Source organism: Rhodococcus sp. MEB032, assembly GCF_030208925.1.
GTDB lineage: Bacteria > Actinomycetota > Actinomycetes > Mycobacteriales > Mycobacteriaceae > Rhodococcus_F > Rhodococcus_F qingshengii.
This window is the reverse complement of sequence record NZ_JARVSY010000017.1, coordinates 81,354-104,735: the sequence shown is the minus strand read 5'-3', so window position 1 is coordinate 104,735 and position 23,382 is coordinate 81,354. Positions and strand designations below refer to the sequence as shown.

The 23,382-nt window shown below is 59.2% G+C and carries 25 protein-coding genes and 3 pseudogenes; 9 read left to right on the top strand and 19 right to left on the bottom strand.

Annotated elements, in window-relative coordinates:
* Positions 1-28 precede the first annotated feature (28 nt).
* A pseudogene (locus tag QRN54_RS19650) lies at positions 29-223 on the top strand (IS1380 family transposase); the annotation flags it as partial.
* Between the two features lie 32 nt (positions 224-255).
* On the opposite strand, the pseudogene QRN54_RS19645 reads toward QRN54_RS19650, so the two are convergent.
* A pseudogene (locus tag QRN54_RS19645) lies at positions 256-1,427 on the bottom strand (IS3 family transposase).
* Between the two features lie 78 nt (positions 1,428-1,505).
* On the opposite strand from QRN54_RS19645, the pseudogene QRN54_RS19640 reads away from it, so the two are divergent.
* Positions 1,506-1,846: pseudogene (locus QRN54_RS19640) on the top strand (transposase); the annotation flags it as partial.
* A gap of 521 nt (positions 1,847-2,367) precedes the next feature.
* Here the strand turns inward: QRN54_RS19640 and QRN54_RS19635 are convergent.
* The 4 genes from QRN54_RS19635 to QRN54_RS19620 all read right to left on the bottom strand — a co-directional run bounded on the left by QRN54_RS19635 (position 2,368) and on the right by QRN54_RS19620 (position 5,968).
* Positions 2,368-2,817 carry a hypothetical protein gene (locus QRN54_RS19635; protein ID WP_285182892.1) on the bottom strand — a complete coding sequence of 150 codons (450 nt, stop codon included), beginning with the start codon at positions 2,815-2,817 and terminating at the stop codon, positions 2,368-2,370.
* A 118-nt stretch (positions 2,818-2,935) separates the two neighbouring features.
* Positions 2,936-3,880 carry a 3,5-dioxohexanoate:acetyl-CoA acetone transferase gene (gene kce, locus QRN54_RS19630; RefSeq protein WP_285182891.1) on the bottom strand — a complete coding sequence of 315 codons (945 nt, stop codon included), beginning with the start codon at positions 3,878-3,880 and terminating at the stop codon, positions 2,936-2,938.
* A gap of 309 nt (positions 3,881-4,189) precedes the next feature.
* Complete coding sequence (locus QRN54_RS19625; RefSeq protein ID WP_285182890.1) at positions 4,190-5,110, bottom strand: VOC family protein; 921 nt, start codon at positions 5,108-5,110, stop codon at positions 4,190-4,192.
* A gap of 9 nt (positions 5,111-5,119) precedes the next feature.
* Positions 5,120-5,968: a fumarylacetoacetate hydrolase family protein gene (locus QRN54_RS19620; RefSeq protein WP_285182889.1), complete on the bottom strand. Its 849-nt coding sequence runs from the start codon at positions 5,966-5,968 to the stop codon at positions 5,120-5,122.
* A gap of 122 nt (positions 5,969-6,090) precedes the next feature.
* Here QRN54_RS19620 and QRN54_RS19615 point away from each other — a divergent pair, with 122 nt between their 5' ends.
* Entirely contained in the window at positions 6,091-6,819 is a 729-nt protein-coding gene (locus QRN54_RS19615) for a GntR family transcriptional regulator (RefSeq protein ID WP_285182888.1), read from the top strand.
* Positions 6,820-6,961: 142 nt separating this feature from the next.
* Here QRN54_RS19615 and QRN54_RS19610 read toward each other — a convergent pair whose 3' ends face one another.
* The 5 genes from QRN54_RS19610 to QRN54_RS19590 form a co-directional block, all read right to left on the bottom strand.
* Positions 6,962-7,510 (bottom strand): hypothetical protein, encoded by a 549-nt coding sequence (locus QRN54_RS19610; protein WP_285182887.1) that lies wholly within the window; start codon positions 7,508-7,510, stop codon positions 6,962-6,964.
* Between the two features lie 229 nt (positions 7,511-7,739).
* Positions 7,740-7,886 carry a hypothetical protein gene (locus QRN54_RS19605; protein ID WP_285182911.1) on the bottom strand — a complete coding sequence of 49 codons (147 nt, stop codon included), beginning with the start codon at positions 7,884-7,886 and terminating at the stop codon, positions 7,740-7,742.
* Positions 7,887-8,158: 272 nt separating this feature from the next.
* Positions 8,159-8,641, bottom strand: a complete 483-nt coding sequence (locus tag QRN54_RS19600) for a hypothetical protein (RefSeq protein ID WP_285182886.1) — start codon at positions 8,639-8,641, stop codon at positions 8,159-8,161.
* Positions 8,642-9,058: 417 nt separating this feature from the next.
* Positions 9,059-9,544 (bottom strand): helix-turn-helix domain-containing protein, encoded by a 486-nt coding sequence (locus tag QRN54_RS19595; protein ID WP_285182885.1) that lies wholly within the window; start codon positions 9,542-9,544, stop codon positions 9,059-9,061.
* Between the two features lie 14 nt (positions 9,545-9,558).
* Positions 9,559-10,026, bottom strand: a complete 468-nt coding sequence (locus QRN54_RS19590; protein ID WP_285182884.1) for a DUF1272 domain-containing protein — start codon at positions 10,024-10,026, stop codon at positions 9,559-9,561.
* 191 nt (positions 10,027-10,217) lie between these two features.
* On the opposite strand from QRN54_RS19590, the gene QRN54_RS19585 reads away from it, so the two are divergent.
* Both QRN54_RS19585 and QRN54_RS19580 read left to right on the top strand, forming a co-directional pair.
* Positions 10,218-10,430: a hypothetical protein gene (locus tag QRN54_RS19585; protein ID WP_285182883.1), complete on the top strand. Its 213-nt coding sequence runs from the start codon at positions 10,218-10,220 to the stop codon at positions 10,428-10,430.
* A gap of 109 nt (positions 10,431-10,539) precedes the next feature.
* Complete coding sequence (locus QRN54_RS19580; protein ID WP_285182882.1) at positions 10,540-11,127, top strand: DUF6461 domain-containing protein; 588 nt, start codon at positions 10,540-10,542, stop codon at positions 11,125-11,127.
* A 455-nt stretch (positions 11,128-11,582) separates the two neighbouring features.
* Here the strand turns inward: QRN54_RS19580 and QRN54_RS19575 are convergent, their stop codons facing one another.
* From QRN54_RS19575 to QRN54_RS19565, 3 genes are all read right to left on the bottom strand, one after another.
* Entirely contained in the window at positions 11,583-12,584 is a 1,002-nt protein-coding gene (locus QRN54_RS19575) for a LolA family protein (RefSeq protein WP_285182881.1), read from the bottom strand.
* Between the two features lie 288 nt (positions 12,585-12,872).
* The gene (locus QRN54_RS19570; RefSeq protein WP_285182880.1) at positions 12,873-13,478 is read right to left on the bottom strand and encodes an ATP dependent DNA ligase; all 606 of its coding nucleotides are present in this window, start codon (positions 13,476-13,478) and stop codon (positions 12,873-12,875) included.
* 998 nt (positions 13,479-14,476) lie between these two features.
* Positions 14,477-14,962: a hypothetical protein gene (locus tag QRN54_RS19565; protein WP_285182879.1), complete on the bottom strand. Its 486-nt coding sequence runs from the start codon at positions 14,960-14,962 to the stop codon at positions 14,477-14,479.
* 214 nt (positions 14,963-15,176) lie between these two features.
* Between QRN54_RS19565 and QRN54_RS19560 the strand changes: the two genes are divergently transcribed.
* Genes QRN54_RS19560 through QRN54_RS19550 form a run of 3 tightly spaced genes read left to right on the top strand, consistent with a single transcriptional unit; the run spans position 15,177 to position 17,240 of the window.
* On the top strand, positions 15,177-16,406 hold the full coding sequence (locus tag QRN54_RS19560; RefSeq protein ID WP_285182878.1) for a phospholipase A2: 1,230 nt from the start codon (positions 15,177-15,179) through the stop codon (positions 16,404-16,406).
* Between the two features lie 57 nt (positions 16,407-16,463).
* Positions 16,464-16,850, top strand: a complete 387-nt coding sequence (locus tag QRN54_RS19555; RefSeq protein ID WP_064689828.1) for a hypothetical protein — start codon at positions 16,464-16,466, stop codon at positions 16,848-16,850.
* Positions 16,851-16,910: 60 nt separating this feature from the next.
* Entirely contained in the window at positions 16,911-17,240 is a 330-nt protein-coding gene (locus tag QRN54_RS19550) for a hypothetical protein (RefSeq protein WP_285182877.1), read from the top strand.
* Here the strand turns inward: QRN54_RS19550 and QRN54_RS19545 are convergent.
* Both QRN54_RS19545 and QRN54_RS19540 read right to left on the bottom strand, forming a co-directional pair.
* Positions 17,237-17,812 carry a hypothetical protein gene (locus QRN54_RS19545; protein ID WP_285182876.1) on the bottom strand — a complete coding sequence of 192 codons (576 nt, stop codon included), beginning with the start codon at positions 17,810-17,812 and terminating at the stop codon, positions 17,237-17,239. The two genes, QRN54_RS19550 and QRN54_RS19545, sit on opposite strands and share 4 nt — an antisense overlap.
* A 682-nt stretch (positions 17,813-18,494) precedes the next feature.
* Positions 18,495-18,743, bottom strand: coding sequence for a hypothetical protein (locus QRN54_RS19540; protein ID WP_285182875.1), 249 nt, complete (start codon positions 18,741-18,743; stop codon positions 18,495-18,497).
* Between the two features lie 296 nt (positions 18,744-19,039).
* Between QRN54_RS19540 and QRN54_RS19535 the strand changes: the two genes are divergently transcribed.
* A complete protein-coding gene (locus QRN54_RS19535) occupies positions 19,040-19,246 on the top strand; it encodes a hypothetical protein (protein WP_285182874.1) in 207 nt (68 codons plus the stop codon).
* A 347-nt stretch (positions 19,247-19,593) separates the two neighbouring features.
* On the opposite strand, the gene QRN54_RS19530 is transcribed toward QRN54_RS19535, so the two are convergent.
* The 4 genes from QRN54_RS19530 to QRN54_RS33640 form a co-directional block, all read right to left on the bottom strand.
* Positions 19,594-20,361, bottom strand: coding sequence for a hypothetical protein (locus QRN54_RS19530; RefSeq protein WP_285182873.1), 768 nt, complete (start codon positions 20,359-20,361; stop codon positions 19,594-19,596).
* Complete coding sequence (locus tag QRN54_RS19525; RefSeq protein WP_285182872.1) at positions 20,361-21,374, bottom strand: hypothetical protein; 1,014 nt, start codon at positions 21,372-21,374, stop codon at positions 20,361-20,363. The genes QRN54_RS19530 and QRN54_RS19525 overlap by 1 nt, the downstream gene beginning before the upstream one ends.
* A gap of 751 nt (positions 21,375-22,125) precedes the next feature.
* Positions 22,126-22,629 carry a SecB chaperone gene (locus tag QRN54_RS19520; RefSeq protein ID WP_285182871.1) on the bottom strand — a complete coding sequence of 168 codons (504 nt, stop codon included), beginning with the start codon at positions 22,627-22,629 and terminating at the stop codon, positions 22,126-22,128.
* The gene (locus QRN54_RS33640; RefSeq protein ID WP_350318883.1) at positions 22,626-23,090 is read right to left on the bottom strand and encodes a helix-turn-helix domain-containing protein; all 465 of its coding nucleotides are present in this window, start codon (positions 23,088-23,090) and stop codon (positions 22,626-22,628) included. Before QRN54_RS33640 ends, QRN54_RS19520 begins: the two co-directional genes overlap by 4 nt.
* Positions 23,091-23,382 lie beyond the last annotated feature (292 nt).

The following is a 23,382-nucleotide window of genomic DNA, read 5'->3' as shown; positions in this document are numbered from 1 at the left end:
CGCTGATCAATCCGGAGTTCTAGCCTCGGACGGCGCCTGGGTCGCGGAACTGACCGGACTCGTTCACGCGTCGGGCTGGCCTGCAGGAATGCGGCTCATCGTCCGCAAAGAGCGACCTCATCCCGGCGCTTAACTGCGGTTGACCGACCGAAACGGTCTCCGACTGACCACGTTGGTGACCAACACAATGGTCGGAAGCCTACAAACCTTGGAGTTACGGCACTGGCAGGTCCCCGATAGTCGGGCCACCGAGCTTTAGAGCCGCGATTTGATTGGTTTCCGTCGATCTCGCACCCCGTCCACGGGTTGGTGGGTGTGGGTGCATTGGGCAGCGTACTCGGCCGGCGTGAGGTAGCCCAGCGACGAGTGGCGGTGCCGATGATTGTGGTCGTCCTTGAAATCCTCGATCACCACGCGTGCTTCGAGCAGGCTCGTCCAGTGGTTGCGGTTCAGGCACTCCTTCCGAAGGCGGTTGTTGAAGGATTCGATGTGCCCGTTGTTCCAGGGAGCTCCCGGCGGGATGTACGAGATCCCAACTCGGTTCGCGCAGAACTGTTGTAGCGCAACAGAAATGAATTCTGGGCCGTTGTCCATCCGCAATACCAGCGGCGGCCCGCCCTACAGTGCGAACGTCTTGCCTAGCTCCTCTACCAACCGCTGCGCGGGGATCGAACGCTCCACGATGTTCATCAGCGACAGGCGCGTGTGCTCATCGATCATCGATGCAATCTTGACGGATTTGCCGTCGACGGTGGGATCGAACTGGAAGTCCATAGCCCACACCACGTTCGGTGCGTCGGCTTCGGTCTGTGGGCATGAGCTGACCCCGCCTCGTTTGCGTGGATGGTAGATCCTCACCTGCAGACCTTCCTCTTTCCACAATCGGTGCACTTTCTTCTTGTTCACCGCGATCGCCTGATCGTGTCGCAGATGCGCCCAGGCACGACGGAAGCCATGCAGCGGGTGTGTTCGCGCGTAATCCCGCAGAATCGCTCTCAGGGCCGCGTCGGGGTCGGCGGGAGTCTGCGCGATCGGTGTACGGGAGTAGGTGGACCGGGCAAGCCCAACTGCTCTGCAGGCCAACCGCTTCGACACTCTCATCGTTGTGACGAGCATGTCGACGGCGCGCCGCTTGTCAGCCGGGCTCAAAATTTTCCCTTCGCCACCTCCCGCAGGGCGTCCTTCTCCAGTTCGGCGTCGGCGAGTAGTCGTTTGAGTTTGCCGTTCTGCTCCCGCAGTTCCTTGAGTTCTTTCGCTGCGTCGGTGTCCATGCCGCCGTACTGGCGGCGCCAGTTGTACAACGTCGCTGCCGACACCTCGAGCTCGGCGGCGATCTCTTCCTGCGTTTTCCCCGCCGCGGTGAGCTCGTCTGCACGGCGCAACTTGCGCACGATGTCCTCTGCCGAATTCCTCTTCCGTCCAGCCATGTTCCTCATCGTCCTATCCGCCCACGTCACGGGCAACAAGACTCTAAAACACGATGGACCCGTTCACCGGGGACATGCCAGCACCGCCGCCGGGCCCGCTGCAAAGACCGCATCCGGACGGCCAAGGACATAGGTTTGACGAACCTGCCGCTGCATGGATTTTCGCAGAATCAGATCTGGTTGGCGATCGTCGCACTCGCTTCCGAGCTGACAGCGTGGATGCAGATGTTGGCACTGACCAGCTGTGATGCGCGCAGGTGGGAGCCGAAACGATTGCGCCTACGACTGTTCTCGATCGCCGGACACATCGCCCGGCATGCCAGGAAAACACGTCTGAGACTATCGGAGCGTGCACCGTGGTCCGGTCTAATCACTTCTCGGCGTTGGACAGGCTCGAGGCATTGTCGGCGCCAACCTGAGTCATGGCGAATCTTGTTGGCAAGAATAGAAAGAACACGACCCGGAAAGTGGAATCCGGCAGTATCCCGATTGGACACGGGCCGACCCATCACGCCCGAATATCGATTCGGGACTGACAAGCCTGATCGGTGAACCGATCAGACCGACAGCGACCTCTCATGCAAGATCGAGGCTAGCAGCACAAGTTGCATGGCCGGCATTGATCCCCGCGACCTGGGGCGCCGAGACCTGCGCGGCGCGTCTGAGGAGCTGCGTACTTTCTAATCTGATCTTGAACATTCGCGAACCTCCCGGCCCGCTTGTTCGCGTCCACGTAGGCGGAGACAAGAGCCTGATAACCAACTGGCCGTAACCTCGTCGAGGCCCTCTTCAGCGGCGAACAAAGGTGAGTGATTCCGCCGGTCGACCGGCGCCCAGCAGATTGCGTCAGCAGAACCCTCAAGTCCTTCAAACGGTCAGGCTGTCTTCGATGTCGGTGCATCGCGTCAGTCGGCGCACGAATTCTCGCTATAGCATCGAGTCAGAACCTGCCGGCTCTCCGAAATTCGTCGCGATACGCTCGCACAAGATCGGGAATCTTCGCCAAAGCATTTACCGCGCAGTAGATGTCGTGATCTGGCAAGACGAGTATCGCCGCCGCTTCATGCTTCGCGAACCAACTCACCCATTGCGATTCGAAATCGATCAGATCTGGGGCGCCGAAATCCCCGACCGTGACCACCTCAATGTCTGTTTTGTCCAGAAGACTCTCATAGAGAGAATCACGGTCATACACTGAGCGATAGCTGGCGTGAATCAACAAGATGGTTCCAGGACCGGTGGCCTGGCGGAATGATTTCACCACACCGTTGTGCCGAACGGCGAAACGGGGAGATCGGGTCCCTCGCAATGTATTGACGACTTTAGAGTCTTCGTCATCGTTCAGGGCCAGCAGTATTCGTTGCACTTTGCACATCGTGTTGTCAGTCATGAAGTATGACTCTCAGTGGACCTGAACCCGCCGCTAATCACGACGACGATTGTTTTCATCACGGCAGAATCCGAGGAACTGAAATAGGCAAGAAGTAGTGAACATTTCCCCGCCGGAGTCACGGTCGCCCAAACTTTGTGGACGCCTTGCCTTTCAGCCCGAGGAGGTTACGTACTTCGTCCGGGGTAGCTAACTGCAGACCTAGATTTTGCATGATGGAGACTGCAAGATCAACCTGTGCTGCATTATTGGGGGCCATTTCCCCCTTACCTATGAAGAGATTGTCCTCCAAACCTACGCGGACATTCCCTCCCAACAGCATCGATTGAGTAACGACTGGGATTTGATTTTTTCCTGCCCCGAACGCCGACAAATAGTAGTCATCACCGAACAGTCGATCCGCCGTCCGGACCAGGTAGAGCAAGTTATCCAGGTCCGGACCGATACCACCGAGGACTCCGAGCACGGTTTGCACGAAGAAAGGAGGTTCCACTAATCCCCTGTCGGCAAAATAGGCGAGAGTGTACAGGTGTCCGACATCGTAGCATTCGAATTCAAATTTTGTCCCGGCTTCTTTTCCTAACATTTGCAATGTGGATTCTATTTGCCGGAAAGTATTCGAGAATATAGTATCTTCACTTTGGAGTAGATATTCACGTTCCCACGGATACTGCCAGTCGAAGTCCCGCTTTGCCGCGCCGGAGTATACGAAATTCATCGAACCGAGGTTCAGTGAGGCGAGTTCAGGCTGAAAGTGTTTAGCTGCCGCCAACCGATCGTCGACGGACATTCGAGTGCTGCCGCCGGTAGTAATATTCAGTATTGCGTCTGTCTTCTCATGTAATTCTGTAACGAACGGCTTATAGGTTTCTGGGCGCGGATCTGGCCGTCCGTCCGCTGGATCGCGTGCATGTAGGTGGAGAATGGCAGCGCCAGATTCAACTGCGCCGATGCCCTGTTCGATCATCTCTTGGGCCGTCACCGGCAGTCCGGCGCTCATGCTGGGGGTATGAATTCCGCCTGTGAGTGCGCAGCTGACAATGACCCTAGGAGAATGTCTCACTATCAAATCTTCCTGTACTCGTCGACAAAATTGTTCGACATATGTTGTCGAATATTGATCGCACTACTAGTGCAAATTTCGGTACACAATAGAAGAGCAGAATTTTCGCAATGTGATTCCATTGCCGAGATCTTCACAGCAACCAGTTCAAACCGGATCCGAATCGGGCCGTGCAGTTGATTTATCCGAATTTCATTCAACCGCTAGGTAGCCTACTCGCAGTTCAAGCCCCTACTGGATGGATGAATCGTTACCGCACCAGCGAAACCGCACAAAGCGCGGCAATCGAGACAATTCGTACCGATTCGTTCACACGGAGTGTGAGCCGGACATCAACCCAGCGAGGTCTTCGGGGTTGAGGAAAGAGGGAGGTGGCTTTGGCCCCCAGCTAAACAATGCGTAGGCCTCCTCCCACACCCGCGGGTGCCAGAGTGCATCTTCCACCACGCAGTCCATATCGGAGTAGTACTCTGTGAAGTTGCCTGCGGGGTCCTTCAAATACCAGAAGAAATTCGATCCGATGTGATGTCTACCCAGCCCCCAGATGTGCCGCTCGGGATTTTCTGAAAGCATATGAGTAGCACCGCGGCCGATCTCATCTATGTCGTCGACCTGCCACGATGTGTGGTGAACAAAATTCACCGGAGCCGCACTCACGAGGATGTTGTGATGATCTGTTGAGCAGCGCATGAATGCAGCTTCATTCCGAATTTCATCGCTCACTTTTAGCCCGATCCCTTCGGTGAAGAATCGTTGACTGACCGCCTGATCGATCGAACCGATGACTACGTGCCCAAGTTTGCGTGGCCGTACCGGCCCAACCCTCTCGATCCCCTCCGCTCGCCGATTCAAACGTGCCGGCGAGCCGACCGTGTTGTACCCGGGGGCCGGGATATCGGGCTGAATGATTCTGTCCGATACTTCCACCTTGACTCGTACACCAGTGACAGGCTCGGTTGCCTCAATCGCATTCGTACTGCTGTATGACGAAACTTCGATTCGCTCAAGCTGTTTCGCGATGCGTCCGAGGTCGTCCTCGTCGTCGGCGCCGATTGCCACGGAAACGAGTCGTCGTCTGTCGCTATGAACCAACCGAAGCTGGTTGCCACCATCACGCGTGGAGAACCATCCATCTCCGCTCGGGGTGAGACCAAAATCCTCGTAGTAGTCCGTTGCCATCGCAACATCAGGCACGCCGAGCGTGACTGATTGAATCCTGTGCAGACCCATCATTACCTCCTATAGACCTTCTGCGGACACGAAGGTTTGGGATATTTCTCCGATGCCTTCGACGTAAGTTGTGAGCATGTCTCCTGGCTTGAGGAAGCGCGGTGGAGTCATTACCGTTCCTACACCGGCGGGAGTACCTGTGAAGATGACATCACCAGGCAGCAATTCGACCACCGCCGAGAGTTTCGAGAGCAGCGTCGCGACGGGGAACACAAGTTGTGAAGTCCGTGATTTCTGGACATCTTCACCGTTTAGAGAGCATCCAATTGCGAGGTCGTCGGGGTTCGGAAGCTCGTCGGGTGTGACTAGGTACGGACCGACCGGACTGAACCCGGCGTGCGACTTGGCGAGGCTGAACTGTGGCAGGGCACCAATTTTCTGAAGGCGTCTTTCCGAGAGGTCCTGTCCAACAGCCAGTCCTGCAACGTGGTCCCATGCCCTCTCTGTTGAGATATTCCGTCCCCCAACGCCGATGACCACAACTAGTTCAGCTTCCCAGTCCACGTTGCCGTCAGGAAGAACGACCACGCCGAGTGGATCCGCCAGTGAGGTCTGAAACTTCGTGAAAACCGCGGGTTCTGAAGGCGGCACGACTCCTGCCTCTCGTGCATGGTCCGCATAGTTCAGTCCGATCGCGAAGATCTGACGTGCACCAGATACAGGACACTCGAGCATCGAGCTGTCGAAAACCGATCCTACACAATCAGTTTCACTCGCCCACGCGTTCAGTTCATCCCAGTGCGCATACAGCGAAGCGATATCCGAAGGAAACCGTCCACCGGTTGCCGTTGCGATGTCGACGTATTCATCTGCGCGGATAATCATCGCAGCTCGGCCGTTGATTTGTGCAATGCGCATGCTCACTCCTCGTGCAGGGGTCGGGTCCCGGGTCCGTCACATCCTGCTCGACCAACATTCGAGATGTCAACTATCTTTCGAAAGTATTTGGATATTGTGATTTCTGGTCATAACCTGTCCTGATGCCAACCAGGGATTCCTCGCGCACCCGCTCCCAGCTCGTCTACGAACAGATGAAGGCAGATATCTTCGCCGCTCGTCTCGCGCCGGGAGAGCGCCTGAAGTTTCCAGATATTTGCGAGCGCTACAAAACAAGCGTCGGCGCAGCGAGGGAGGCACTCATGCACCTCAAACTCGAGCGCCTCGTTGCATCCCAGCCCAACCAGGGCGGGCAAGGGTATGCCGTGGTCGAGCTCTCTGCAGACGTACTGACAGATCTTACGTCTGCTCGCATGGAGGTCGAATCGACAGTCTTGAGCCAATCGGTAACCCACGGGTCGCCAGAGTGGGAAGCGGAGGTCGTCGGTAGTCATCATCTACTGAGTCGTCTGCCGGTACCTCGTGCAGGCGCGAGCGATAACGACGTTGCCCAGTGGACGGATCGACATGAAACATTTCATCGGACGCTGCTCGCCGGGTGCCCGTCGAAGCGGCTTCTCGACATTGCGCTCAGCTTGCGCCAAGAAGCCGAGTTGTACCGACGCTGGTCAGTACCCATGACTCACGATGAACGCGACGTTCAGGCAGAGCATCGAGAGATTGTGGATGCAGCCTTGGCGAGAGATGCCGACATGGCAAGTGCGCTGCTGCGAAGACATCTAGCGACTACGAAAGAACATCTGCTTTCCAGTCGTATTCATGGCGCGGTTCTCGCAGCCAGCCTCTTGGACCCTCAGCGTCCCGCCAACTGAACAACGAAACGAAGACGCCAGTGCACCGTGTCACAAATCGTTATCACACCTGGCCAGGCAAGAGTCTGCAAGGTATTTATCGATCATTCTGCCGCTCTATCTGTTTCGTCTTCCCCTGCTGTGGCACGCGATCGGACATTGCTCATTGAAGTCGAAGTCGTTCCTCACTGACTTCCATGAGTGCCTTGAATGCGTCGAAGTACGCCGGCATCGCGGTCTCAGCACGCGCCGGTTCGTAACTGGTGGTGCGTTCCAACGCATGGATGGAGTGTGTGACGAGCTTCTGCAATTCGCTTACGGCGTCGCCATATGCCTCTACCTTGTCCGATACCCGGGAGTCGATCACCGTTACACGTGCGTTGAAAAGTGCTTGGTAGAAAGCGTTTCGAGGGCCGTGGATGAGGCCGAGAGTTTCCTGCGTTGCGGCAGTGAATTCGATCCATTCGGGCGAATGGTTCTCCGCGGTGACGGACCGTTCAACGTCCGGGCTTAGTAGGTGTACCTTTTCGGCGAAGTCAGTACCGGCTGTAATCAGCTCGGCAATTGCTCGTCGCTGAGTCTCTCGTCGTCTTTCTTCCTTCTCGAACTCGAAACGCCCGCGCGAGAGATTGTGTTGGATCAGTGCGCCCGCGAACGTGGCAAAGATGCCTAACCCCGCTCCGATGAGCGCAGCGGCGATTTCTGCGGACATAGCTGTCTCCCTCTGCGTTTCGGCATAGCACTACTCAGATTGATTCCCGGTGAACTATCGCCTACCTGCGAGGCACGGTCTCAGTATGCGTGATCGGATCTCGTTCGCCGAACGATTCCTCAGCGGAATACACCCGCGAATCGGACGACCCTGTTCGTACGGCACCGTGCGACACCCCGAGCGTGCCAGCAGCGAACGGCACCTTTCCTCGCCTAGTTCGTTCGCGCCGTCAGGATGCCGGCACAGGATTGGCCAGCTTCGCAGGAAACGGGCACTTGCCGGGTGCGTCCGCGGTGGATTCGATGATTGCGGTGTGAGCGTCCTCGTCGACGCTGACGATCGTGAACACCGAGACGCCTTCGGTCCCGATTCTCACTTGGTCGCCTTGCTGCACGAAATTCTCCTCTGTCGAGATGCCGATGACTTCTATCTTCTCAGCTGCTCGCCAACGAATTTTTCGTCTGTTTCATTCCACGACGTCGAGGTGAAGGGGTTCCCGATATTCGCCGGTATCGCGGCGAATCGGGGTCGACAGGTAGTCCGCGAATTGGGCGTTATGCATCGCTCGCGATGTCGGGTGCCGTGGAGGAACCCCAGCGCGTGTGAGCGCTCAGCTGATACGGGGTTGCTTCCATCCGCTGCGCTGATTCAGTTTTCCGCCGCAGCCCAGAACGCGAGTTCGGGGTTACCACCGACGTATCCTGCGGGGATCGATTCGATCGTCCTGGGGGTCAGTGCGCTGATTCCGTTCTCTGCCGCAGTCCAGAGCGCGAGGCCGGGGTCACCACCGACACAGCCTCCAGCAATCGCCCCGATCGACATGGGTATCCCCGAGCCCTCCACAAGGGTCGTGGGCCAGAAATCTTCGATCACTGCACGCCTGGCGGGGAGAGGGATCTCCGACGACGGGCGCCGGTCGTGACCGCCCCCGATTTCCACCCGGATCAGCCTCGGAGCCTGTCGGCGACGCCACCACCGTTCGGCCGGATCGTTGAATCCGCGGATCCAGTGCCGACCTTCAGAATCAGTGATCGGCGTTCCCTCCGGGATAGCGCGCAACTGCGCCGCATTGTCGTAGACGCGTCCCCGGTTGAGCGCTGCGTCGAATTCATTTTCATCACTTGTCATCATCAAACCCCCTGTTAGCCATGACTTTTCACTACACCTGTAGCACTTCTTGTCTCGCTCATGCGTCGTCACTCGCGGCTCCGTCTTGCCCGTACTGCATCGACGGACCCCATATGGGACATAGGGGCTATACCGTCGGCCATGTCCTTTCCCCCTTGAATGCCGCGACGGTCGACGCGATTACCCCGTAGTGAACGACAGTGTCGAACGTCGTCGGAGAACCCATCGCGCCCGCCGAGCCCTCGGAGTGCTGCGAGAATCTTCCGCACCGACCAAAAGGTTGACCGCAAGTGTGCGTCCTTCGCGGGCAATGAATGCGAAAACCTCGCTGCTCGCTGGTGCCGGTTCGGTCTGAGGGGTGATCTGGATTTCGTCGAGTGCCACGTGCTGCAAGGTTCTTCTCCGTTTCGTGTGGGCATGTCAGAACAGGTGGGTGGCGCGGTAGTCGTTGGTTCCAGGACATTCCTCGACGGCCGCGGCGGTGAATTCGGTGATCGGGGGTCGCCAACGCGGCTGCTCGGCTTTGCTGATGTGGCACCACATCGTGGTCTCTCGGAGGTCGAGGTCCTCGTCGCCTTCGCGTGCGATGAACGAGTCCGGGGATTGGTGGGTCAGCGCGGCCAGGGCGAGGAGCTGCTCGAACGAGGGGTAGCGGGTGCCGGCCTCCCATTCGTCGACTGCCGGCTCCTGTGCCCCGCATGCAATGTCGACGTCGGGGCCGTACAGCTCGGCGGCGTCGAGTGCGCGGGTGATCCGGTACGGGGCCAGCGCGCCGGTGCCCCACTGTTCGTAGGCCCGGTCATGGGCGGCTCGGCGCTGCGCCGCGACGGCAGCCCACTCGGCTCGTTTCCGCAGACGCGCTGCTGCCCGGTCCCCGGCTGCGCGGAATCTGGAGCGTGCGGGCATGGTGTGCTCGTCGGTCACAGCGTCTGCGGTTTCCCGTCGGCGCGACCTTCGTCCTCGTGCGCGTGGCCGGCAGGGGTTCGGAACACGTCTTCCCCGCGAAGTGTGAGAACGGTGATGAGAGCTTCTCGCGGTGTGCAGTCGGGACGCATATGACGCACCTCGATCGCTGCCAACCTTTCCCCGTCGGTGGCCTTGATCTGCGAAATCAGATCCCGCTCGGCATCGGTGAGCTCGAGGACCCCGGAAGGCTTGCGCTGGGCGAGATAGCTACCGATTCGACCTGCCCATCCCCGACGAATCACTCGGCCTTGCGCGATGCGACGAGGACGCGCGGTCAACTCGCCGCCGCAGTTCGGGCACTCGTTGTCCATCGCCGCTGAGCAGTCGACGCAGAAGGTGCATTCGTAGCTGCATATTGTTGCGGCGGAGGCGTTGTCGAGGGAGGTGCGGCACCTCTCGCAGATTGTTTTCATCGCCAACATCGCCGCTCCTGGAGTCGTCTCGCCTTCCGGCGCAGTGCATCTGTCAGCGTCAGAGAACCACACCTGCCCGGATTCGACCTACACCGGTCACACACCCCTCTCCCGGCCACTTTCACGCGTCCGTGAGGCCCGTCCGGCGCGATGTTGCGGCACGATGAAGTGTACGGTCGATCGGCGATTCGGAGGAAGTAATGAGCAAGGATTTTTACACTGCGTCGGAGCTGGCGGATCTGGGTTATGTGTCCGAGCGTCTGACGTCGGTGTTCGGTGAACCCGATTCCGTCGACGGGGAATTCCGTTGGGATGCCGACACCTTGTCGCCGTCGAGCGGAACGTACTCGCTCCTGCTGCCCGGATCATGTTCGATGCCTTCGCTCCGGAGTGGAACACACGAGTCCAGATGAACGGATCGAACCTCGCTCTCGGGTGGCCGCAGATGGAGCAGATGCTCGCCCGGGTGACGATGCGGGAATCCTGACCTCTCGTCCACACGCCGTCTGGAAGGACTCGTGCATGAAGACCTATCGCGACTTCGAGTGGCTCTTCCGCGACTATCCGTGGACCGAGAACGGGCTGCACGTGACCTACGTGCGCGACGCAACGCCGGCAGCCGTGATCGAAGCGATGACCGTGCGTGACCTGGGGGAATTCCGCGGATTGCAAGGCATCAACGACATCGAATGGGAAGAGTATTCGGTCGTCGGCGCCGCAGCCTTGGGGAGCTGGACGATCGCGATCGCTCCGATGGCGTGGGCCGGCTCGGACGACGAACTGATGGTGCCTTTGTCGGTGGGACGTGAAGTGCTCACACACTCGCGCGACGTCGAAGCAGCATCCTCCTTCGACCTGTGGCAGGACGGAGTTCATACCGTGCAGTTCGACCCCCTCTTCGGTTCCGATGCAGGGCTGAACCCGATGCCGGAGGGGTGGCAATCGCGGATGAGGGAAGTCGGACTGGACCCCGACAGTGAAGGACCGTCACCGGACGGGAAATTCCATATCATCGAAGCGTCCTTTGCGATGGCCGCGAACTACACCGGCGTGCAGATCACCCCCGACTTCTTGTCGACGTCGACCTTCCTGGCCGGCAGTGACGACTGACCTCGATGCAGGTCAGCGCACCGGAATAACTCTCTGCCTTGGTTCGTTGTAGAGGCTGTCGGTGTTCGGTTCTTTGCCCCGGGTACCACCCCAGAAATGCCGCTTCGAGCGGCCACTTGCCGAGAGGCGCAAGACTGGCACCGACCCTGTGAAGCCGCTGGACACCTTCAGGTTCCGGCGGTTTCGTCATATCTACCGGGGCTTCAGTAACACTGTGTGCCTCCGAACTCGCACGGAGTCACCTCGGAGAGAGCTATCCGCCATTCCCACGGCAGTGGAAGCCACCAGATCCAACCACCTGCGATCATCTGAAAGCCCCCTCGAATACGTTCCTGATCCAGATCAGTGACGACCGGGGAGGTCGACTGGCGGATGTGCAATATTCGAAACGTGCAGTATTCCGCCCCGGAATGGACACCTCGATCACGGGCTAAGGCACCCGGACCAAGGATGGACTAGATTCGTCCACGCCCGGGAGGATCTATTCTTCGGCCGCGATCTACCGGTTCGCCTGGATGCAAACTCTGTTGGAGTTCGTCAACCGCTGCGCTGTCCAGATCGGCGTGAATCGTCCCTGCCGCCCAGTCCCACAGCTGGGTCGACCAGACATAATGGGGCACACCCCATTTCGGCTCCCATCCTTCGGCGCTGCGCGGGCGGCGGGAAAGCATTGCTGCACTGTTGGATGCATCGAAACCTCCGGAATCCGTTGCACGAATATCCTCCGGGGTGAAATCGATGGGCACGCGCACCCTCAACGGGACATCCGCCACGTTCTCCGTGAACCACTGCGCCTGCTGACGTTGCTTGGCTCGATGCTCGTCGCGGAGCAACTGCTGATGCTCCTCGGACGTGTAGGCCGGGCCGTCCCAAACGAACAACCTCTCATCCAACGGTTCGCCGATAACGACATCGATGAACTGTGAGCCCTCCCCAACCTCATCGACACGGTAGCCGAGCATCTGCCCGGACTCGGTATCGACCCAGATGCGGAGCGGGTACGGCTTACCGTCAGGTGGCGAGAGTTGCACAGTCCAACAATTCCGTCCAACGAACTCGGCGACCTCCACCTCCCCAACCGGTTGAGCGAAGTCGTGACCGGCCCATTCGGCCGCGCTTCGTCGTCTGAGCAGGAACTGGCTGGGACCGAGATAAATGACGCGATCAGGTGAGCCGACCCGGGGGCGATCGGAACGGCCGGTGAAGTCCCAAGCCCGAACACCATCACTGATGAAAACAGGTTCTTCGTCGATGTTCTCGACCCGTATCTTGTCGCCTTGCCGCCAGACCCGGCATCCATGACCCGGCACCACCATCATCGGAGGTTGTCCACTGTAGGCGAATCCACCGCTGAACGACTCGGGAGCACCCTCGACACGAACCTCGTGAATCGTCCCTCGGAGGGGAAGGTCCGGGGCGGTAGTCAGCGCCGTGAGGACTTCGATCCAGGCTGTCATAGCCGCAGCCTAGCGGTTACTGGTCACACCGAAGAACAGTCGATCGGCCCTCCGTCAACGGGACATGTGGGGGCGAGAACTTCCGAGTGTTTGTCGGGGTCCTGAACCGCATTTCGATCCGAGCCTCCAAAGTGTGATCGCTGCATTCAAACGAGAAAATGAGTGTTGCATCCGCTGCAACATTGATGCGCTTAGGTGTGGCGATGCCTGAACAAGCTGGTGGCGCACGGTCGATCCGATTCCTCATCGCGCCGTTTCCTGGGAAAACAAGTGGCCACAGATCGAGAGTCATGTTGCATCTGAATCGAATAATGGCACCTTGACCTCATCAGCGGTCTTGTCGTCGCGCCGCCCTCGAAAGGATGGGTGCCGCAGGCTACCGCCAGTGAACTCCCGGCACTCCACGTCGCACACCAAAAATGGCCTTGACCAGGATGCATTGCGGGTCACGGCTCTCGGCGGCTCGATGGCGAACGGGCTGATGGACTGTTCGAGTTCGACGAGCTTGGCTCGCAGTTCGCGGCGCTGTCGATCCGTCAGGCCCGTGCCAACATTTCCGACATGGACAAGCGATCCTGAGTCGTCGTGGGCCCCGAGGATCAACGAACCGACTCCGCCTGCTGCGCCACCCGAGCCAGGGACGAATCCGCACAATACGGCCTCACAATTAGCCCGCAACGGGGTCTTCAACCAACCCCGAGATCGCCTGCCGGGCTGGTAGATCGAGGAAATATTGTTGGCAACGATACCTTCCAGATGGTACTTCTTCGTGGCTTCCAACATGGTCGGTCCGTCGACGTTCAGCCAATGTGGTCGGACGTTAATGCGTGGATGTTCGAGGCTGAGGTTGGCGAGTGCTTCACGGCGCTCGAGAGCGATGCTCGACCACACCATTTCTGCCAACCCCGCCACATCACCGAGAGCGAGATACGTGAATTGCTGGAGGCAGCGTAGCAATCCCTGTACGAACCCGCCCGTCCACTGTCACTGTTCGTAATTCGCGTACACCGCCAAGATCTCCTCGTTCACACATGACCACATGCTCGGCACGTGACAACGTACGGGAGGTGTCGCCGGTGCCGAGCAGGTTGCGACGGACTGCGCCACGAGCAGGCGCAGATCGGTACTGACAGTTCCTTCGGAGCGCTCTGCCTTCGGCGGTAGTTCGAGTCGGGTGCCGGCGGGCAACGACTGGCGGCAATGTCACGAAAGGTTTCGACAGTGCCGCTCGCCGAAACGGCTCATTTCGTCGTCCACGAACTTGGCGATGTCGCCGCAATTACCCGGATCCGGACTCAGCACCAATAGTGCACCCACTGGTTGCCCACCGACTCGGAGGCCCCCGGAACTGATTGCACACCAGGTGATGAAGTTCGAACCCACCCGACTCGTTGTCTCCGGACCCGAGGTCGACCGAATTCCGCCGTGAACCGACCGAACCCTCTGCAGTAATAGCTCGCCGGTCGGCGCGATCACTACGGTCACGTCGACCGGCTCACAGTCAGAAGAGAGTTCGCGAAACCGTCTCTGCGATCAGGGCTGGCTTGGACTATCCCTCGCCCACCCGATGAACACCTTCACCAGTACATCCGTTTCGTGAAATCAGGTTTCTCTCTCGACTTGGGGTGTTGAATAGGCCCGAAGTGCAGCGGCCTGCAACGGACACGCCGCGACATGCCCGCCAACAATTCACCGCAGTTCCACATCGTTAGTTCCACATCGTGTGGACCAACAACCTGCCGGCCCTGGACATGAGCTCTCTCCAGTGGATTCAGGCGAGCGCGTCGCCACCGACACGGCTGACATGGGGCGACAAGATCTGCCTGGTCGCATGGATGCACACAGCGACAACTGCCCTGTCGCGGAGCCGGTTCGGTCAAAGTTGTTGCGTTTCATCGAAATTCCAAAAACCGGGCGGTCAGTCTATCGAAGCTTTGGGGCACTCGCAAGTCGTTAGTTTCGTTACCAAAGTGATGCATGTTTCTTTTGTGGAGGATGAGGTTCTCTTTAAGACTACGAAGAGCGGCGTCCACCGCGACTTCGAGAAAAGGGGGGTATCTCGTGAGATTTTCCAACGCCTTTGCACCACCTCGCCGCAAGCGCAGACCGCGCGGGGCCCTGTCGTTCGCCACACTGTCCTTGACCGCGCTGCTTTGCGCGACAGGTGCGGGTACAGCCCTGGCCCAGCCGGCACCGAACCAGCCTTCCATCACACCCACATCGGCGCCGACCAGCACTGTGAACCTCTCCCCCGAGGATGACACGCCAAAGCTATGCGCACCGACCACCGGCCGCTCGACATCCCCGACCACCGTCCCGACGACGACGTCGACGACCACATCACCTCCCTGCGCCGAGACGACTACCAAGACGGCCACGAGCGAACCCTCGACTACTCCCACCGGCGTGACTGCACCACAAACGGGAGACATATCGTCAGAAGCCCCGACTTCACCCCCACCGGGTGCCAAGATCCCCTACAGCGGCCTTCCTACCGAAAACCCCAACAGCACAATAATTCCCGATCAGATGCGCTCCGACCGAGAGGAATGGCCGGAACCGTTCACCAAAGAGGATGCCGATCGAGCCGAGGTGCGCGAGTTCGAACTCCAGCAACGACAAAGTGCCGCGGCACGAGGGCCTGCACCGGGGCCGGATTGCCAGCAGTACTGGCCATCGGACAAGTGGGTCTGCGGCGCGATTCGAGACAAGTACAACGCGTTAGGCGCCCAGTTCAGCTTCCTGCTGTGGCCGACCTCAGACGAATTGGTCAACCCAGACGGATTCGGGCGTCGCCAGACATTTCAGAACGGACCGATCTACTGGTCCGCTGCATCCGGCGCCCACCCAGTGGCCAATCACTTCTTCGCCGCCTGGCAACGCAACGGATGGGAAGCTGGACCGCTGAAGTATCCCACCACCGACGAAATCGTGAACCCCGATGGAATCGGCCGCAGGCAGGAATTCCAAGGCGGAACCGTCTACTGGAGACTGAATGAGGCGTACTTCGTCGGCGGTGCAATTCGAGACAAATGGAACGGCCTCGGAGCTGAGGGCGACGACGGTTTACTCGGCTACCCGACCTCAGATGAAACAATCCTGCCCGACGGGCAGGGCCGCATGAATCACTTCGAGCGAGGCGTCGTCTACTGGCACCCGACCACCGGTGCCCACGAAATCGGTGGGTTGATTCAAGGTCTGTGGTCTTTGTCTGGATATGAGACAGGTCAATACGGCTATCCCAGCAGCGGGGAATACCTCAATACCGCTGGCGATGTTGTCCAGAACTTCCAAACAGGTCAGATCAACCTGACGCAGACCCTGGACAACGTCGGCTCTGCCGAGCTGGTCGGAAAACAGGTCAACCAGATACTTCTGGACGCCCTCGAACGATATGCCGCTGACAATGGTTTCGATTTGGAGGAAGTGCTTAACGGGAGCGGCTCGGGAATGGCGCAACGCTCGTCGAACGACGGCGGAATCAGCGTGCCGGCCAACTACATTTACGATCCTGACCTGGGAAGCTTGCATGATTACTGCACGAGCTCTCCTGACCAGTTCCCCTCCCCTGGGACAAATGCTGATTTCAGTGGCGGTTGTGCGAGACACGACATGTGTTACGAAGCTAACGAAGGCAATTCCGCCGCATATGTCGAGTGCAACCGTCAGTTCAAAGACGATCTCCTCACCGTATGCGACAACGTGTACTCAAGAGGATGGAGCGTCGTGACCCGCAATGCATGCAAGACCACTGCCCGGTCCTACTACGAGGTAGTCGTACTTCGCCACCCGAGCGAATGGGGAGGTCACCTCAACAACTGAGCAAAGGAAGACAGTCCGCCACTCGATCTTGAACACTTCGGCGATAGGATTTAAGTAGTGACCTCCCATACGGACAACCGCAAGCCGATCCCTGAGTTGACACTGCTCGCCGCCGGTATCGTCGCCGCTGTGATTGCAGGGAAGGCGATCGGCTCGAGTACCTGGTTCGCGGTATTCATCTTCCTCTGCATCTTCTCAGGACTGGCAGCGGTCTTTTCCACAGTTCTCTCGTCCCGCGGACTGGCCTTTCAGGTCGCTTCCACCGCATTGGGTTTGGCCGCAGTAGTTTTCGGGCTCTTGTGGTGGAACAGCCACCGCCTCGACAACGAAATCTTCTCGCCTGTCTTCATCGGCTACATCGGCGGCGGACTACTACTGTCAGGAATTCTGAACCTGACATACACACTCCGCCATCGACATTCCGAAAACAGCACGCCCTCCTGAGACGAAAGCTGACGGCACATCGGGCCGGTCCCTCCCCACTGCGACGAGGGACCGGCCCCTTTGCCGATCGAGATCAATCGCGCCCATGTCAGCGGCGCCACCCATGCAGAGATCGAGGCTGCCACCTCAGTCTCCCACACGCTCGAAAGTCAGCGCATCAGCCGCTTCCAAGTAGACCGTGTCTACGAAACGCCCACAGGCGAAGTGCATTTCACCGACGAACGGCGAGGCTTCGACAGCGAGTCGGGCTGGGTCTACTCCCCCGGCCACACCCCAGGTTGCCGTGATGGCGACCTCATTGTCGAAAATCTCGGCGGACCCCGGTGCCGCTACCACCTGGTCATGAACTACTGGGCCTGGAGGCAGGACCCGATTAAGGGCATGCGCTAGGTACGCCGTCGCCCCGGCCGATCGATCCTTCGATCGCGGTCTACCAGTTTACCCGGATGCAGGTGTTGTCGGAGTTCTTCGACCGCGGCTCTGTCCAGATTGACATGGATCGTCCCTGTTGCCCAGTCCCACTGTGGGGTCGACCAGACGTAGTGGGGCACGCCCCATTTCGGTTGCCATCCTTGCGTGCTTCCCGGGCGACGGGAGAGCATCGCTGCACCGTTCGAAGCATCGAAACCTCCGGAATCCGTGAAGCGAACATTGTCCGGGGTGAAATCGACGGGCACTCGCACCGTCAGCGCGGCGCTGCTCACGTTGCCGGTGAACCACAGCGCCTGCTCGCGTCGCGCGGCTCGATGCTCCTCTCGAAGCGACTGCTGGCGCTCCTCCTGTGTGAGGGCAGGACCGTCCCACACGAACAGTTCCTCATCCAGTGTTCCGCCGACAGCAAGGTCGACGAACTGTGAGCCTTCCCCTACCTCGTCGACGCGGTAGCCGAGCATCTGTCCGGATTCGACATCGACCCAGATCCGGAGTGGATACGGCTTGCCTTCCGGCGGTGTGGGTTGCACCGTCCAACAATCGCGTCCAGCGAACTCCATCCCCGACGGGTTGAGCGAAATCGTTCCCGGTCCATTCAGCCACGGTGCGGCCATGCAACAGGAACTGACTGGGACCTAGATAGATCACGCGGTCGGGCGAGCCGACCAGGGGCCGATCAGAGCGGCCGGTGAAATCCCACGCCCGAACCCCATCACTGACGAAAATGGGCTTTCCGTCGATGTTCTCGACGCGGATCTTGTTCCCGTGCCGCCAGACCCGGCAGCCATGACCCGGCACCACCATCATCGGAGGCTGCCCGCTGTAAGCGAACCCGCCCGTGAAAGACTCGGAAGCATCCTGCGCACATACTTCCTGAATCGTCCCACGCAGAGGAACACCGGGCCGGCCGTCAGAGCCGTCAGCACTTCGATCCACGCGGACATGGCAGCAGCCTAGCCCTCGTGGCTGCACCCTGACTGCCAGTTGGCATGCAGCTCACATCCGACATGGCGACATGGCAATGTCGGATACGTGTCGAGGTGCCAAGTCCGGACCGCCTGGCAGTTCGTCACGCCAGACCGCAGGGAACGCGTACCCGGGCCGCTGAGATGCGTTGCAGAGAGGTCGCCGAACCCAGAGGGTGCCTCGGTGGGTGACTACACCCACCCCCTGCATCGTGGTGAACATTCTGTGTTGTCGATGAAGTAGACCTCATCGGGGGTGCGATACCGGTGCGAAGGATATCGAACGGGCCGATCTCCAACTCCCCGGCAGAACAGCTCCCTGATTCTCAAGGAGGTCGAGCACGATGACCTCGAACTCTCCGCTCTTGTCGAGGAAAGACACCTGAGGCACCAACATCGCCACAGCGACCGCGGCGACGAGGTGCACGGCGCAGACGATATCCACCATGACCACCGCTGATCCAGGCCCACCGCATACGGCGTGCGAATCACCCACACCCGGCCCACCACCGCCAGAACGAGCAGCACCACAGCAGAAAGGAGGAGAGATCCACCCCCACCACAGTTCCCGAGCGGGGAAGGCCACTTCCCCTAATGCCGACACATCAACACAACCGGAACACGATGAAAGCAAGAAGCATCCGGCCAAGAGGCCTCGCCGACGCAGGCGGATCAGCCACCTACCACCCCCCAGCCGATGGCTTTTCGCATCACCCCACGGATCTGGACGTCGACAATGGGAGCGCGCGTTTCGAGATGCGATGCTCGCACAATCTCCTACCCTGAAAAACCATGAGCACCGTTCCCGTCGTCGTGACCGAACACGGCCGCAACTGCAACCACTGCGGCGTGCCCCTCACGATCACGGTGCTCGAATTCTATGCAGATCCACACCCGGCACCCGTCGCCACCAGAGAAGGATTCGTGGACTGCCCCAACGGATGCACCGGCACCATCGACCCACGAAAACCAGACGCCCACAACTCTTCCGAGTCGTAGTCGGCGGCTCCGGTAGGAGACCGAGGATCCGTCGCAGGCTGTGTGCGTTACTTCCTTGCTACGAAATCCGCGACCGCGACCGCATCGGACCGTGTTGCCACCACGGTAAGCCATTCTCGGCGTGCTCAATTCACGGATAGACGGCCATCTCGACGAGATCGCCATCCAGATTCCGACAATCGTGCGACACCATCTCACCGAGGGCACTATGCATTTCTCACCACCGGCGAACCCAGTTACACCACTGGGAAAGTCGTCGGCGTGTCAGGCGGAAACCCGCTCACCTGAATGTGCGATTCGACAAGGCGTACGACGACGACGCGTCCGAAGGCCCGCTGACCGTGCCACTACATATGTACGTGCCGTTGAATGAGGGCGCCGAACTGGGCTGCCGGCATGCGCAGTCCGGCGATTCGCCTGCCTCGATCGATCATGTCGAACAACCCCCGCAGCACCCGCGCGGCATCCCCTCTGGCTCCTCGACAGGGTTTATCAAGTCGCCAGACGATTTCTTCGCGGTGGTGATGGACCATGGCCATGAGAGAACACAGGTCTTCGATGTCTTTGGGCGCATAGCGACTATCCCATGCGAGGGCTTTGAGCACTATCGCTGCTTCCACGTCGGGAACGCATACCTCGAAGGTTTCCGACTCGCCCCTGTACAGACGCGCATGAACTGTCACGTGGCGCGGCGTCGAGCTCAGCGCCAACTCCAATCCCGGGATGGCGTCGAACCCGTACTTGTGCTCGCCGAGAATCTTGGTTTCAAGCTTCTTGCCCGAGGAGGACGGCACGAGCAGGTCCACGGCAAGAGGGTTGTCGGGATCTCCGGAAGGTGCTTCCCACCGGTTGCCGTTGACCCGCGTGTATCCGCGATCGAGGAGTCCCTTGTCGAGATCAGGTCCGCCTGCCACCTCTGTGGAGATTCCGGCGTCGGCATCGACGGTGGCGCGCTGAGTCGCTTCCACTGTGGGGTAGACATGGCTGAGGATGTGAACCATGTGTCCACCGATGACACGGTATTCATAGCCCTCGGCCGCAGCAGCCAGATCCGAGAGGGCCCGCAGCCCCAGGTCTGCAGCGTTCGATGCGGCACCGATGAAGATTTCGGTCACTACCGCTCCTTACCGATACGCAGAGCATCCCCGAGGATGGCATCTCGTAGATGCTCGGCGGCTTCCAGCGCGTCCGTTCCTTGACTCCGACTCACGTCGTGCAGCGCCAGGATCGGGTCGACAAAAGCCGGTGCGCTGCCTGCGAATACAGTGGCCGTGCGCCACACCGTCGGATCTTCGGGCACGGTTGCCACCAGTGTGTGTTCGGTGCGTGTTGCGGATGTGAATCCGGCCGGCACGAAGTCGAGCAGCTCTCGGGTGTAGACCGCTGCTGTCACCGGCAGGCGCCACGGCGCATAGTGATCAGCTGCGATGTCGCCGGTCCGCAGGCAGTCGACTCCCATGTCGGCGCTCAGGTGCTGGGCTTGGTCGATCTGTCGCGTCGGGGGATCGAGCCCGTACCAGTAGGTGGAGGCCCCTCCCGCTCCGGGATAATCGTCGAGGAAGTGTTCGAGCAAGGCGCGTCTGTCGTGGACAATCCAGCCGCTGTCGGTTCGCCGAGCATACGGGTGGCCCTTCAATGCCTTGGATACCGATTGCGGGGACGAACCGAGGTTGTCGGCCAATACGTTCAAGGCCAGGGGCTGATCCGAGAGCAGCAGGATCCGTTCGAGCGCCCACCGCAGCCAGGGACGTCGCCCGCGTCGCCGCGGGGTGGGCACGGCGTCGGGCTCGACGTCGCCGGAGCGCTCAATGCCGTCGATGGCGACGATGTGATCTTCCAGCGAAAGGAGATGAAGCGTCGATTTCGCTGCCAGTTCCCGCAGATAGGGGGTCGACCGAGGTACGACGAGCAGTAACTTTTTCTCGGGATGTTGCTCCCGTTGAATCCGGACGAGTTGCTCGACCATGCTTGGTCGCGGCGGTGAGGTGAATGCCTTCATCTGTACAGACACGGCGCGGCGGTCCGGAAGTATGACGAGTAAGTCCTCGAGGTCGCCAGATCCAATTCTCAGGTCCGCACCACGGAGCCTACTCAGCGCTTCCGTCATCAGGTCGCCCATCGAAGACATTAATCCTCCTACCATCGACTCAACTACACGTCAATCAACCTAAAACCTGCTCTGACGCCTTAAGTTGATTGACTAGCCACGATAGTCGCTTCGATTCCAGCGTTCGCACTGTTCGCCACGTTAGCTGGGCTGTCGAGCACGACGGCCTGACGCAACCGGATGCGGAAAGGACTTGCCCCGTTCAATCGGGCGAAGCCCCCAGGTTCGGGTGACACCGTAATCCTGGCCTTCGTCCTCGAAACCTCCGTCGGCACCTCTGTCTGTGGGCGCTCTCCGTGCAATGAACTCACCCCGAAAGGCATGGACCGTCGCTACCTGGAGGCAGTAGATGCGCGGGCGGCAGGGGACACTTCTTCGTTTGCGGGGTGGTTCTACCGGAGAGCCGTCGGGCTCCCCCGCAATCGATGCCGCGATGACCTTGGCGATTCGCGCGCACGTAGATTTGCTGACGGTTTCCTATCCCCGGTTTAATCGATGTTCTCCGCAAAACCGCGAAAACAAGGCACAGGAAATTCCGTCATATGTTTATTCCGCATAACCCGTTTCCCAAAAACCGGCGCTTCTCAAACGATAAATTTACGAAACCGAGCGCCTTACCGATGTTTCAAACCGGAAAATACAATATTTTACCGCCAGCCGATAATGCGCATTGCCGCCCGCCAAACCGTGAGCACGGAAGTTGCAAATCGATAACGAGCACTCGAAGAAATCAACACTAATCACAGTCGAATAATGGAATTTGACCCACAACCTAGCCTCGCTTGACTGGAAGCTTGAGCATTCCCACTGACAGAGCCGGAAGCCCCAGCCTCCCAGTCGAGTCATATATATACTCCCGAGCATAGGGATACAGCAGAAGCTGCCCGGTAGTCAGGCTGTATGCCTCAAGCTCCTCGTCCGCAGGCAGTGGGTCGCCTTCCCGCATGGACAAGGCGAATAGTCCTGCAAGCGAGAAAACAATTTCAGCGATACGATTCTCCGGATCCGCACTCGAATCTTTTTCGGATGACTCATTATCGCATTTCTCAACATCTCTTATCACTAGTCGATAATTGACGCGCACGACAAAAAAATCGTCACCGGCAGAATATTGAACTTCGGGTTCCGAATCTAGATCATAGGTCAGCGATCCGCCCGGAGACGGCATCTCGTTAAGTTCGATTTGCGCACTGAGCATACGAACATCACGGACTTCTGCGCGCGCGTTGATTCTGTATGCCTGTTCCTGGATTACAAGCGACTGTGCATCATTCATGCAGCAAGTCCGTAATTGTTTTCAATTGCAGATGCCAGCCACCTCGACGCAAGAGCGGTTTGCTTAACCTCTGCACGAGGCGCGGATGCGGACACCCCTCTGTACGCGCGTCCCCGATCAGCGACCCAATCGCAATTCGCCGGCATTGAGACCACGAATTGGATTTCAGCTTCGACAGCGCGCGCATACCGCTGTAAAGATGAGAGCTTCGGATCGCTCGACTCTGTCTCGAATCCCGACACCGTCGGTTGGCGAACGCCCATCCTGCGTGCCACCTCGGACTGTGTCAATCCGAGCGCCTTCCTCAGTTTGACCAGCTTGTCGAGGACCTCTTGCAGTCGCTCAGCGTCATCGAGTGCTGCCCGAAAAGCAGGGTTCGTTGCGGAGGCCACCTCGGTATGAAACTCGAGATCATCCGCAAGGATCGCGTGTAGTGCCTCTTCGCGAGTCGCTTCGTTCATTCGGTCTCCTTGACTCATCGAGCGTGACGTGCTCAAACCACATAGAGGTAATTTGTACAGACAGCGCTCCTACATCGGTTGCAACCTATACTAGGCTCGATGAGGGCGCCACACGAGGGCCTTGCGTGACTTCCGATGTGCTTAGCCTGCACAACACTCCGGAAAAAGAGTGATCCATCGCCGGGCGCGCAACTCGGCCCGCTCCTTATCGTGGGGGAAAGTTGCGCGCTGGCTCTTCTTGCACGCTGTCAGCACTACACGGTGCGGGCCCCAGAAAATGAAGAGGACGCAG